The 13,806-nt window shown below is 44.3% G+C and carries 6 protein-coding genes; 5 read left to right on the plus strand and 1 reads right to left on the minus strand.

Going from position 1 to position 13,806, the window contains the following annotated elements; translation table 11 throughout:
• Positions 1–13 precede the first annotated feature (13 nt).
• The 4 genes from ACFFGT_RS01015 (at position 14) to ACFFGT_RS01030 (ending at position 5,234) form a co-directional block, all read left to right on the plus strand.
• Positions 14–2,782, plus strand: coding sequence for a TonB-dependent receptor (locus tag ACFFGT_RS01015; RefSeq protein WP_377020624.1), 2,769 nt, complete (start codon positions 14–16; stop codon positions 2,780–2,782).
• Positions 2,783–2,787: 5 nt separating this feature from the next.
• Positions 2,788–4,056 carry an MFS transporter gene (locus ACFFGT_RS01020; RefSeq protein ID WP_377020625.1) on the plus strand — a complete coding sequence of 423 codons (1,269 nt, stop codon included), beginning with the start codon at positions 2,788–2,790 and terminating at the stop codon, positions 4,054–4,056.
• Positions 4,057–4,117: 61 nt separating this feature from the next.
• Positions 4,118–4,663 (plus strand): carboxymuconolactone decarboxylase family protein, encoded by a 546-nt coding sequence (locus tag ACFFGT_RS01025; protein ID WP_377020626.1) that lies wholly within the window; start codon positions 4,118–4,120, stop codon positions 4,661–4,663.
• A 16-nt stretch (positions 4,664–4,679) separates the two neighbouring features.
• Positions 4,680–5,234 (plus strand): carboxymuconolactone decarboxylase family protein, encoded by a 555-nt coding sequence (locus tag ACFFGT_RS01030; protein WP_377020627.1) that lies wholly within the window; start codon positions 4,680–4,682, stop codon positions 5,232–5,234.
• A gap of 211 nt (positions 5,235–5,445) precedes the next feature.
• On the opposite strand, the gene ACFFGT_RS01035 is transcribed toward ACFFGT_RS01030, so the two are convergent.
• Positions 5,446–11,943 (minus strand): alpha-2-macroglobulin family protein, encoded by a 6,498-nt coding sequence (locus ACFFGT_RS01035; protein ID WP_377020628.1) that lies wholly within the window; start codon positions 11,941–11,943, stop codon positions 5,446–5,448.
• Positions 11,944–12,308: 365 nt separating this feature from the next.
• Here ACFFGT_RS01035 and ACFFGT_RS01040 point away from each other — a divergent pair, with 365 nt between their 5' ends.
• Positions 12,309–13,649: a polysaccharide deacetylase family protein gene (locus ACFFGT_RS01040; RefSeq protein WP_377020629.1), complete on the plus strand. Its 1,341-nt coding sequence runs from the start codon at positions 12,309–12,311 to the stop codon at positions 13,647–13,649.
• The last annotated feature ends 157 nt before the right edge of the window (positions 13,650–13,806 follow it).

Here is a 13,806-nt window from a genome sequence, read left to right on the forward strand (position 1 = left end):
AAACCCAATCACAATGAAAAAACTTTTATTCTTTGTATTACTGTTCACATCCATAAACCTGTTTGCCCAGGAAGTTAAGGTAACGGGCAACATTACCGATGCCGCTACAGGCAAACCTGTTTCGGGCGCAAGTATCTCTGTTAAGGGAAAACTTACCGGCACTACTACCGATTCAAAAGGCAACTATACTTTAACTGCCAACAAGTTAAAACTGCCTTTTACTATCATTATATCTGCTGTGGGTTTTGAAGTGCAGGAAAGCCCGGTAACATCTGCCAATAATAATATCAGCATAAAACTAACGCAAAAAGCTATTGTACTTAACGAGGTAGTATCATCAGCAACCCGCATCAACCAAAGCATTTTGCAATCGCCGGTGAGCATCGAAAAAATGAGCCTCAAGGCCATTAAGGATAATCCCTCATTCACTTTTTATGATGGTTTACAAAGTGTAAAAGGCATTGAATCGGTTACCAGCAGCTTAACCTACAAACAGATCAATACCCGTGGCTTTAACAGCACCGGCAACAGCCGATTTTTACAACTGGTTGATGGTGTTGATAACCAAACACCCGGCTTAAACTTTTCGGTAGGTAACCTTTTCGGCGCTTCGGATATTGATATCGAAAGTGTGGAAGTTATCCCGGGTGCCGCTTCGGCATTGTATGGGCCGGTGGCTTTTAATGGCTTGCTTTCGCTTAAAACCAAAGATCCGTTCAAATACCAGGGCTTAACCCTACAGGTAAAAAGCGGCCTTAACCATTTTGGCGAATCGGTTGTAAAACCTCAGGGCTTATATGATTTTGCTGCCCGTTATGCTAAAGCGTTTAACGATAAGTTTGCCTTTAAACTCAATGCATCATACCTCACCGGGCGCGACTGGTATGCCGACAATTATACCGATGTAAGCGCCTCAACGCCTGTCGCCCAACGCGGCCCCAACAATCCCGGCCGCGATGCGCTGAATATTTATGGCGACGAGGTTTCCAAAACCCTACCCGGCATTGGCCTGGTTTCCAGGACAGGTTATGAAGAAAAGGACCTGATGAACTACAACGTTTACAGCCTGAAACTGAACGGTGCTTTACAATACCGCTTCAGCAATAACCTGGAAGCAATTTACCAGTACAACTATGGTCGCGGTACTGCAAGTTATACTGGCAGCAGTCGTTTTGACCTTAACAACTTTGTATTACAAACACACAGGGTTGAGTTAAAAGGCAGCAACTTCTTTATCCGTGGCTATTCGGTTGAAGAAAACTCTCACGATTCATACAACACCCGCTCACTGGCTCAATTCATAAACCGCGACTGGGTAAAAGACCTGAACGGCAACACCGTAACTCCTGATAAAGCCGATGATACCTGGTTTACTCGCTACGCCGCCGCATTTAACGGAACAGTAAGTGGTGTTACCCCAAATAGCAATTCTGCTGCAAGGACATTTGCGGACCAGGGTAGGTTTTTACCCGGCACCTCAGCGTTTAACGCTGCCAAAGACGCATCAATCCACAATTATGGCTTAAGCGGTGCGGGCGTTTTCAGTAACAGTAAATTTTACCACGCCGAAGGTCAGTACGATTTTACCAGTGCTATAAAAGTATTTGAGCTTTTGGCTGGCGGCAGTTTCCGCAATTACAGGATGTTTACCAATGGCAGCTTGTTTGATGATAAAGATAAACGGATAACTATCAAAGAGTACGGCTCGTTTTTACAGGCAGCTAAAAAGTTGTTTGATGATAACCTGAAGCTGACAGCCTCTATCCGTTATGATAAGAACGAGAACTTTAAAGGAAGCTTCACCCCTCGTTTTTCGGCAGTGTATACGGTTGATAAAACATCCAACTTCAGAGCTTCATACCAAACCGGTTTCAGGAACCCAACCCCTGTTGATCAGTTTATCCACCTTAACGTAGGCCCTATCACCATTTTGGGTGGCGCGCCTAATAACAGTAAGGGCTTAAATGTTTACGAAAACTCATTCACCTCATCATCGGTAAGTGCCTTTGGCGCGGCGTTTGGCAAGGCGGTGCAAAGCGGTACGCCTTTTCCGCAGGCAATTGAACAAAACAAAGGCCTTCTCCAAAAGGCCAGTGTAGCCTATATCAAGCCAGAACAGCAAAAAGCATTTGAGTTGGGCTACAAAGGACTGATCATGGATAAATTGCTGATAGACCTGAACTACTATCACAGCAGCTACAACAATTTTATCCTAAACACAGTTGTGATCCAACCCAGCAATCCGATTCTTGGTTCTGATGGTAACGTAACCACAGCCTCCGCAACTGATATCCCTAACGGCAAGGTTCACGCATTCCAATTGTATACCAATGCCCCCGATAAAGTATCTGCCCAGGGAGCAAGTGCAGGTTTAACTTACCTGCTTAATGGCGGTTATGCTGTGGGGGGTAATGCAACCTTATCGGTGTTTAACCTTCGCAACGCCAATCCTAACAACATCGCTGCTTTCAATACACCAAAATGGAGCACCAACGCCACATTTGGTAACAGCAACGTGATCAATGATTTTGGTTTTAACGCAGCGTGGCACTGGCAAACTGCTTACTACTGGTACGGAACCTTTAACGGCACTCGTCCGGGCCGTGTAGATGCCTACTCTTTAGTTGACCTTCAGTTTAGCAAAAAACTGCCAAAGCTCCAGTCAACTATCAAACTGGGCGGCAGTAATATCTTCAATAACCGTGTATACCAATCATACGGTTCGCCGGCAATTGGGGCTATTTATTATGTATCAATAGTATTTGATGACCTTTTAAAATAATCAACATGAGCACTTTAACAATTGATGAACAGGTTGTAAAACCTCAAACAAGCAGCAGTGCCGCCTACAGGGCGGTGCTGTTTGTGATCTGCTTCTTTAGTACTGCTTTGGGTGGCTCCGTATCAACACTCATGTCGGTTTACCTGCCCGTTGTGGTAAAAGACTTGCAGGGTACCGTCCCCACCAATGAGATCAACGCCATCAGCGGGTACATCAACGCCATCTTCATTTTTGGCTGGGCATTTGGTGGCTTTACCTGGGGTGTTATCAGCGATAAAATGGGCCGCAAAAAAGCCCTGCTGCTGGCCATCGGCAGTTATGGCGTGTTCACCATTTTAACCGGGTTGATGCCAACCTGGTGGGGCGTATTGCTTTGCCGCTTCTTCAGCGGTTTTGGTGTAGGAGGTGTTTTGGTAACATCTATAACCCTGGTGAGCGAAGTTTGGCCTGCCAAAAGCAAGGCGGTGATCATAGGCATTCTTTCTATTGCCTTTCCGGTAGGAATCTTCTCTGCCGGGCTCATCAACCTCATTGTATCATCATGGCGGTCGGGCTTTTTAGTTGGGGTAATTCCTCTTACCCTGGCCTTGATAGGTGCGCTGATTTTGAACGAATCTGAAAACTGGCTCAACTATCGCAATGATATCGCTAACCGCGAAAACCCCTTAAATAAGCTGCTTTCTAAAAATCATCGCCGCGAACTTATTGTAGGTTCATTAACCTTTGGTACTATGCTGATAGGCCTGTGGGCTATATTTTCATGGCTGCCTACCTGGGTACAAAGCCTGATTACCGACCATGATGCAGCTAAAGAACGCGGACTGAGCATGATGTGCATGGGTATGGGTGGTTTAACAGGCGGTTTCTTTTCAGGCTGGCTGGTTAACCTGTTATCCATCAGGCGCTCTATGGTGATCTGTTTCGCAGTTTGCGCGGGAATGTCATTCATCCTGTTTAAAACCAATACCACATTCAGTACTGCAGTTTACGTTGAGATCATAATACTGGCCTTATTTTTCGGCGCAAGCCAGGGCGTATTATCGGCCTATATTCCGCAATTATTTTCAACCGGCATCAGGGCAACGGCAACAGGCTTTTGCTTCAATATCGGGCGCATATTTACAGCTACGGCTGTATTGTTTGTAGGTGTACTGGTATCAACACTGGGCGGATATGGTAATGCGCTGTTCATCTTCTCCCTGGTATTTTTAATAGGCTTACTGGTGGTACTGTTTGGCCACGAAAAAACTGAAGGCATAAAGCAAAAAGCTTAAAAGCGAAGAAACAATAATTCAATTCAATAACTCATTAATTCAATAATTCAATAAATAAAACATGGCACACATCAATGTACCCGAAGGCGTTCCGGGCATCCGTTCGCTGGTAATGTTCAGGCCCGAAACCGGTCAGTATTTGTATGAACTGGCTGAAGTATTATTACGCGGAGAATCAACCCTTAGTCCGGCCGACCGCGAGCTGATAGCCGCTTACGTATCCTATCGTAACAATTGCACGTTTTGCTACAGCAGTCATGCTGCCGCTGCTCGTTGCCTGTATGAGGATGACGCCCTTATTGTTGACGAGGTATTACGCGATATGACCGAAGCGCCTATCAGCGCAAAACTAAAGGCATTGCTAAACATAGCAGGCAAAGTGCAAATATTAGGGAAAGAGGTAAAACAGGAGGATGTTGATGCCGCGCGCGAACAGGGAGCCACCGACCGCGAGATCCACGATGCAGTATTGATAGCCGCCGCTTTCAGCATGTTTAACCGCTATGTTGACGGCCTTGCCAGTCTCACCCCTACCGATCCCGAAGCTTATGCCGAAATGGGGAAACGGATGGCCAAAGGTTATGTATTACCGCAACCACAACATTAATTTAAAACCTGATATTATGGCACATATTGAATTAAATAACGATTTGCCCGGCATCCGTGGCCTCATGTTTTATAGCCCCGAAACAGAAGCCCCGTTAAACGCCCTGGCCGAGCAACTGCTTCGCAATGATAATAACTCTTTATCGCGAGGCGAACGGGAACTGATAGCAACCTATGTATCCTACCTAAACGATTGTTTCTTTTGCCAGAATGTGCACGGCGCAGTAGCCGGGCATTACCTTGGCTGCAATATTGATGAGATAGACGCCATCAAAGCAAATTTCTCTGCAACTGATCTGTCGCCCAAGATCAAAGCATTGTTAGCCATTGCCGGCAGTGTACAAAAAGGCGGCAAGCATGTAACTACCGAACAAATTGAAGCAGCCCGTGCAGAAGGTGCTGATGATAGGGAGATCCACGATACCGTATTGATCGCTGCTGCTTTTTGCATGTATAACCGCTATGTTGATGGCCTCGGTACCTGGGCTCCGCAGGACAGGCAGATCTACATTGACCGTGCGCCCGAACGTGCCGAAGTTGGCTATATATCAAGTATTTTTAAGAAAGTTTAATACCTAATGCTTTAATCACGCCCTCAGCCCGGAGTTTTTAACTTCGGGCTGTTTTTTTCACGTCTCCCTTGTCATTTCTGTAGGGAGAAATCTTATTCACCTGCTCTGCGGACTTTGCATAACCGCTTAGCAGGGCGTACAAGATTTCTCTTTCGCCCCGGCGCTTATTTCTACCCATGCTCCATCGAAATGACAAAAGCGAAAAAAATTTCTATTTAAACACCACCCTGCTCCCCTCGCTATGTGCATTAAATTCCGGCGCATACATACATTGAACACTGGTAATTCCTGTCGAAAAATTACCCGGCTGGGCTACCCTCAATTCATATTCAAAAACATAGCTGCCTTTGTTTAAATAGCTGATGAAAAAATTGGTAGCCACATCTTTAGTTACCTGGTAATATGATAAGCCATCCTGGTATTTATATTCGGACAAAGCGGATACCGGCTCCGTACCTGCCGGGCGAAGATCTTTCAACTGCACATATTCATAATCACGGCCGGCTTTTAAATACACTACCACTTTAAGCAGGTCGCCGGTTTTAGGCTGATGAGTTGCATCAACCTCCTGCAATACAGGTCCTGCATCTGTTTGTTTTTTGATGAAGTATTTACGCTCCAAATGGATATCTGTTTGCGATGGTGTAATCTTATCCATCTGCTCCAGGTATTGCCAGTACATTGCACCATAGCTAATGGAGTTTCCATTATTTTTAATCTCTGCTTTGCCCAACGAAGGTTTCACCTGTTCGTCAACCCAGCCGGTTTTGATGTAGCCTGTGCCTGCATCAGCTTTAAGATCCGGCTTTAGTTCGACAAGAGGCTTATCATCCAGCTTAATTTCAGATGCAATTCCGGCCTTCAGCCAATCTTCCTGTTTTAACAGCAGGGCGTATACGGCGGCGGCGGTAGCTTTGGTAGTTTTCCAGTTGTTGGTTTGTTTGTTGCGCATCAACCAGATCTTCATTTCCTCAACAGCTTTATCATTGTTGCCTGTTTCGGTAAACAGCTCGATCATTAAACTCTGCGTTTCAATGGGCGACTGGTACCAGTAATAACCCACCATATTTTTACCCCAGTACATCCCCATCTCATCCGAAGTTTGAGCAGTTTCCTTCAACGATTTGATGATGGCATTTGCAACCAATGGTTTCCCGTTACGCAGCATGGTGAGGGCTATCATCCCCTGCTCATAAATACTTTGTGTTACCCATTGATCTTCGGCTCGTTTTAAATAGTTATTGAAGATAGATTTCAATGCTGGTTCCATAGCTTTATCAGTATAATAGCTCCGCACGTACCATGCGTGAACCTCATTATAGCCAACATCTCTTGATTGATAGTTCTTTTGCTTTTTCGCCTCTTTATCCTCCCTCATCAATTCGGCATCCATGTAAGCAAGGGCTTTGCCGGCAATGTCTTTTAACGTTTGATCATTTGCCGAGGCTATTTTGAGGTGATAAAGCTGTCCTATCCCCTCCAAAACATGGCGAGTGATATAATCATCGGCATAAGTACCACCAAACCATGGGAACGCACCGTTTGGCAGTTGCTTTTGCTTCAGCTTATCCAGGTTGGCCTTCATTTCATAGCTCATTTTATTCAAATCAAAAAGCTGGGCTATCCTTTTCTTCTGTTCCGATTCGCTAAGGGCATCCTCCAGCCAGGGTGTTTCTTCAAGTAGGGTGGTTTTCAGTTCCTGGTTCTTTTCCAGGTTAGAGAGCAGTTCTTTACTATCGCTATTTTTCCATTGATCAAATACCTGTTTGATGAGCGGCATTTTACTGATCAAGTCTGTCGACAAGCTGTTAGCATAATAACGGCTGAACAATTGTTCCGAACACTCATAAGGGAATTCCATCATATACGGAATGGCCTGCACCGCATACCAGGCTGGATTTTGGCTGTACTCCAGCGTAAGGGTTTTACTTTTCAGCGTAGTACTACTATTGCTAAGCAGCTTATCGAAGTTGAAAGTCTTGCTTTGACCTGCCCTTAGCATCATGGGCATACTCTCGGTAACCAGCATGCGGTTTGGCAATACCGGAATGGTATTCTCCTCACCATCGCTGTATTTACCGGCATCGGCAGTTAAACGGTAAGTAAGTGCATCAAGCCCGGGGGGGATTACCAGTTTAAAGGAAACCGTTTTGGTTGCCGAACCATCTATCTCAAACTTTTGCTGAGCATCGCCCTTGTTCACCAATAATGAAACAGGCTGCATATTGATGCCATTGAACAATTGCAATTCAACTTTACCCTTTAACGGTTCAGTGTTTAAATTAGCCAACCTTGCTGATACAGTTACGGTATCACCTTCCCGTAAAAAGCGTGGCATGTTGGCGTTGATGCTTAATTGTTTTTGCGTAACAACCTCGGCTTCGGTATACCCTAACTGCAATTGCTTATTGTGTGCAAAAGCCCTGAACTTCCATTTGGTAAGCGCCTCGGGGATGGTGAACTCTATCAGCACCTGTCCCTTTTCATCCGTACGAAGCTGGGGGTAAAAGAAAGCGGTTTCATTAAAGTTTTTGCGGGTAGTGATGGGTTTAGGAACACCATAACCAACTGATAAAACTTCACTATCATACTTTGCGCTTGGTTTGAAGGCCTTTTCCCTCAATGGCATGTTATAGCCGTATTGACTGGGCGGCGCTACATCATAAGCAACTTGTACACCGGCAGCTCTCCCTTGCAGCACTCCAAATACATTATTGTCACTTTCTACAAACCCTTTCATATCGCTATTACCTACCGGCTCATCAATCCTGATGTCGGCATTAGGGGCTCCAACCTCCGATTTCACGCCGGGATCAGCAAAAGTCAAATAGTCTTTTCCATTAACTCTTACGCGTGTTGAGTTTTCTAAACTCATTCGCACATACCCGTTTACCGGAGGACTCATATTTTGCGTAAGCATGTACTTCCCACTGAATATTAATGTAGCATTTCGCGGTACTTTGATTTTATAAAAACCTAATGAATTTGATGTAGTATTAATGCCCGTGCCTTTAATTGTTATTTTAGCACCGGCTACAGGTATACTAAATTCATTAATGACCCTACCGCTTACTACTGAACCATTTTTTATAAGCGCCGAATTTTTAAGATACAAAGCCTCAATCTGCTTATCCTTAGCCGATCCTTTTTTATATTCTTTTACTGATTCGATATAATTATTATAACCATAATTATCGCCACCGAAATAACTGTAACCAAACCAATTGAGGGTTTCATAATTAAAATTCAAAATGTGCATGCCATAATATGGAAGCTCATTAAAAGCTGATGTACCAACAGCCCGTACAAACTCATCATAAGCTTGCCATGTAAAATAATCGGGGTTATAACTGTAAGTTGGCAGTTGCTGGTCCCAGGTTTGGGGTTGGGCTACATCATCAAGCGAGGCATCATACATACCGGCCAGCAGCTCGGCCTGTTCCTTTTCTTTGCCCGGTGCCGATACCTGTATTTTCCATTGTTCCTTTTCGCCGGGCTGCAACTTGTTTCTAAAGGTTAGTAAACGGATCTTTAATGATGTGATAGTATCCCTTATTTTGATCTGTTTGTAATAACTGTACAAACGGTTATCGTTCAGCATCAAAAACTGCACTGCGAAGTTGTTTTTCGAGGTAGCGGGTACAGCTATTTTTAAACTTTGCTGGTTATCGCCGCCAAGGGTAAGCCATTGGGATGAAAGCATTTTGGCGCCTTCATATTTTTCAACCAGTACCCTGCTTTCCCTGCTTACACCCAGCCAAAACTCGGCGGTTTCGCCTCCCTTGCTTACTTCATCATTAATCGTAGTTAACCAGCTATCCATATCAGGCGCTTTTGCCGGATCGATATGAAGCTTAATGTAATAGGTTTGCGATGTGGTATCGCCTTTACTGCTCTTCGCGCTTATAACCAGTTTATAAACCCCGGTTGGCTGTTGTTTTAACGCTGCCAAATCGAGCTGGCTGCTTGTACTATCGCTGACTTTTATATCGGCATCAATAACTGTTTTATTTACTTGCCAGGTATCCTGTTTATCTTCATTTTTATACGCATAACCGGCAAACAGCTTTTTAAACTCTTCAGCGTTCATTAAGTATTGATCTGGCGCTTCCCATAAACGTTTTTTAAATACGCCGCCGGGCTGGTTTAACGAATAAACTTTTACATTTAACACTCCATTTTGCGGCTGGCCGTTTATATTGCTGAGCTTTACAGGGATTACAGTTTTATCCTTTGCCGATAGCTGCTCAGGTACCGATAGGTCCAGATCAAGCACGTTATTACTTACCTTAACAACCGTATTTGCCGATTGCGTTTCACCGCTCCCGTCGGTTACATCGGCAGCAATGTTGTAATTGTACATATCAGGCAGTTTTCTGTTACCCGGCGAAGCTTTAAAAGCAAACTGAAATTCGCCGTTATTATTGGTTTTAATGGTGTCTGATGCTATTTCAGCTTCCTCCTCATCCTCATTATATCTATCGCCTCTCATTTTAAAATAATAAGGCCGATATGCGGAGCTGCGTTTAACATGATAAGCAACGTTAGCTCCTGAAAGGCCATACCCGGAAAACGCGGTAACTTTCCCTTTAATGTGAACCGAATCATTAAACCGGTAAGTTTCCTTAACCGGCGGGAATGTTACCTGAAACGTTGGCCGTTTATATTCCTCAATACGGATCAATGTTGCACCATGATCTGTGGTTACGAACATCATACCGCCAAGGGTTTGCTGAGGTATAATAAATGAACCGGTTACCGTACCATACTCATTGGTTTTAAGGTTTAGGCTGCCTTGCTTTTGCCTGTTAGCATCAAGCAAATTAACAACAACCTGCTCATTGGGCACAATACTGCTTTTGTTATTAAAGGTGCTTATTCGCAATCCCTTAAAATAAACCGTTTGCCCCGGGCGGTAGATCTGTCTGTCGGTAAATAAAATAATATGCTCAATAGGCTTGGCTATGGGTTGCGAGGTTTCTGTGACCCCGTTTACATAATTATTTTTACTCACAAACTTATCATCAGCGGTAGCAAGATCTACGTTGTAATAATTCCCCCGGCATGTAAAAGTGAACAGCCCCCCGGCATCCGACACGCCGTTACTTATAGGATTTTTTAATATTTTCCCTTTATCATTGTAGGTATTGTATATATTAACTTTTACGCCTTTCAGCGGCTTTCCGCTGTCACGGTCAAGCACCCTTACTTCCTTTACAGCATCGGGCCTTTGCCGGGTAACATAAGCCAAACCGCTTACCCTAAAGCGCGCCAACCCTGTTAACCGCGATTTATTAGATGAAGCATCGTCAACCAAAATAATGTAGTTACCGGGGCGCAGCGGGGCTATTTTAAATTCGGTTCGGTGGGTTCTGTAATCGTGCAGATCCGGCAGTGAAAGTTCACCGGTTTCAACAGGCTTTAATTTGTTTACAAAATCATATACCTTCTTTGTGATCATTAACTCGTCCTCTTCATCCTGCTGACCATCTTGTTTAAGCTGGTTTAATTGCGCGTCGGTAACATTGTAAACAACAAATTTTACCTGCTTAACATTACCATATTGCAAGTTGGCCAGCAAAGGTTTGCCGGGAGCATACACCTCTTCTACCTGGGCCGATAAAACCTTCCTTTCTATATCCCGGATGCAAGTAACTGCGTTTTTGCCACTTATACTATTAGGGAATAATTCTTTAGCTTTATCATAGTAACCATGTGCCGTTACAAGACTGTCAAGCTGTTGATAGTAAAGGCCGCTCAATACCAAAGCTTCGGTACTTATTGGCTTAGCAGCATAATCGACCGCTATCCGTTTTAACCCAGACAGGTATAATGAGTCAGCATTGCTTAAAGTTGATTTATTATGCAAGAACTTAAGTCGTTGCAATTCAAGGTCGGCAAGCGCTTCTTCGTTATTTTCCTTCAGATGAAATGCCGTTGCCTGCTGCAATAGTTTAATACCCCGGTACCAGGTTGAAGCGGTATCGGTAGTACTGATATTGACTTTAACGAATGACCGGGCATCGCCAAAAAAAGCCGGGTTGTTTAAGGAGAAAGCCATTTTAGGTTTGATGATCTCCGGCTCATCGGCCAAAAAAAACTCAAACGCGCGCTGTGCTAACAGGTCATACAACGTAGGCCGCAGGTAACGGATGGCTTTATCGCCTTTTAAAACGCCGTCAAGCACACTGATTGGTGTGGCCTGTTCCTCTTTAGCACCAGCAAGCGAAAGCCGGTAAAGATTGCCGGTTTCGGAGATGATAGTTTGGAGGTCCCATTGGGTATAGTCATCACCATGTTTCTCAAGGCGGCTTCGCTGGCTGTATTGGTAACGGTTTTGCTGATAATAGTTCCAGTACATTTCGGCCAGCATTGATTGCAGAACCGGCTTCACAGGATACTGTGCCTTATTAATATCGGTTTTTAACCTGGCGATGATTACTACCAATGCTTCCTCTTCAATGTATGACTGAAATGTCATCCGGTAAATTACCGCACGGACTTGTTGCGGCGCATTCTTTTCGTCATGGGCAAGTTTATCAAGCTTATCAACTTCCTTTAAAGCTGATTTGGGCAAACCTACAGCAGCCAATGAATCGATGCGGAAACTAAGCGCATCATATTTATTTTGTGCCGATACGGTTTTAACAGAAATGAGGCAGCTTAAAGTAAGCAGGCAAATGAGTGCTTTGGCAAGTTGTGATAACATGCTGGATAGTGGTTTTGGTTGATGTTTAAACGGTGAAACAAGATAGAAAATATCCACAGGCTAAAATTTAATGTTTTTTAACGGTTGCGTATAAATGCAGCACGTATAATTAACTCACCCCGCCGGTGCTTCGCACGGCGACCCTCTCTGCTTCGCAAAGAGGGTAAAAAAGCGTCCCTTCTTTGCGAAGCAGAGAGGGGTGACAAGCGCAGCGATGTCGGGGTGAGTAAACCCGGCGAACATTCACAATAACATGAAGATGCGATTGTTTACCATTTTCCATAAATAAATTTTCATCCCTCATACCCAGCCAATTGAAACAGCAATATTACTTTGTAAATTAATTTAAAAAGTTAATTTTAATCATGCTTACCACCAATTATAAACCAGTTAAAACCCTGCTGCTCACAGCACTCATTGGCCTGCAAGGCTTGCAAAGCAATGCCCAGATCAAACCCGGTACAACCGAAATAACCAAATGGCAATACGGCAAAACCGGCGCCGTTTCACTTACTTATGATGATGGCTCCATGAACCAGTTCAGAAAAGCCCTGCCTGTAATGGAACGCCTGAAGATGCCGGCCACATTTTTCATCATTACCGGCTCCATACCAGGATCCAAGTACCACGGCCGGTTTATTGGCCGCCCGGTAAAGGACATTATCAAAGAATCGGCAACTGTACCTACCAATGATCAAAACTTTTTTGAGCGGTGCTCGGCCACAGGATATCTGGGCTTTATGGGTACTATAGCTTCACATACGCAGGCAGGTAGTTTATATGACAGCGGTAAAAAAGAAAAAGCATTTAAGGTACTGGATGATATTTATGCCAAAGCCCGCAGTGGTGAATTGAAACCAGGTTATGAACCTAACGACGAGTTTAAACAATCCGTTGGTTCAACCTGGAATGATTTCAGGAAAGATGCCGCCGAAGGTTATGAATTTGCCAGTCATTCCATTACCCACCCCAGCATGCCCGGTCTTGATGAACCAAATCTGCTTTGGGAACTTGAAAAAAGCAAGGCGGATATTCTGGCTCAGCTTGGCCCCAAACATACCTTTTCGGCAGAGTGCCCTTACGGTTTTGAAAACGACCGCGTGATGGGCTATGCGCTTAAAATCTATCCGGCTTTACGTAACCGCATGCCAGAGCCATGGCTAAAGGAGATTGATCGCGCCAGTAAACAAACGCCGGGCTCAACAGATAAAGATTATATTCAATGGCAGCGCGGGGCAACCACCAAAACCCCACTGCCTATGATGAAACTTTGGGTTGATACCACACTTAATCACAGCAATACCTGGCTGGTACTGGTTTTCCACGGTATTGACGGTATGGGCTACGAGGCACTCCCCAGCACCTTGCTTGATGAGTATTTTCAATACATCAAAAGTAAAAACGATAAGCTTTGGGTAGCCACCTTTGGCGATGTTACCCGCTACATGCGCGAGCGCAAACACGGCAAAGCGGTAGCTTCGGCGGTTGGCAACAGTATACAGGTTAAGGTAAGTCATGACCTTGATGGAAAAATCTATTATCTGCCGGTAACACTTAAAACCTATGTACCGTCCGGGTGGGCCAGCGTAACGGTTACCCAGGGTGCAAAGAGTAAAAAGATCAGATCAGCCAAAGATGAGGAAGGCACGTACATAATATACCAGGCGCAACCTAACCAAGCGTTTGTAACGCTGAAAAAGGGATAATATGTGGGATAATTATTTCGTGCTGAAATGGCCAATGTAAAAGACATTTTATTTCAGCACGAATAACTACTGTTTTTAGAGTCTATTTAAAAATGCAAAATATTCATTGCCGTTGGTTTTAACCAACGGTAAAAAAAGCTAAAAAATTCTGGCTTTA

Origin of the sequence: Mucilaginibacter angelicae, assembly GCF_042434235.1 — a bacterium.
Classification (GTDB): domain Bacteria; phylum Bacteroidota; class Bacteroidia; order Sphingobacteriales; family Sphingobacteriaceae; genus Mucilaginibacter; species Mucilaginibacter angelicae.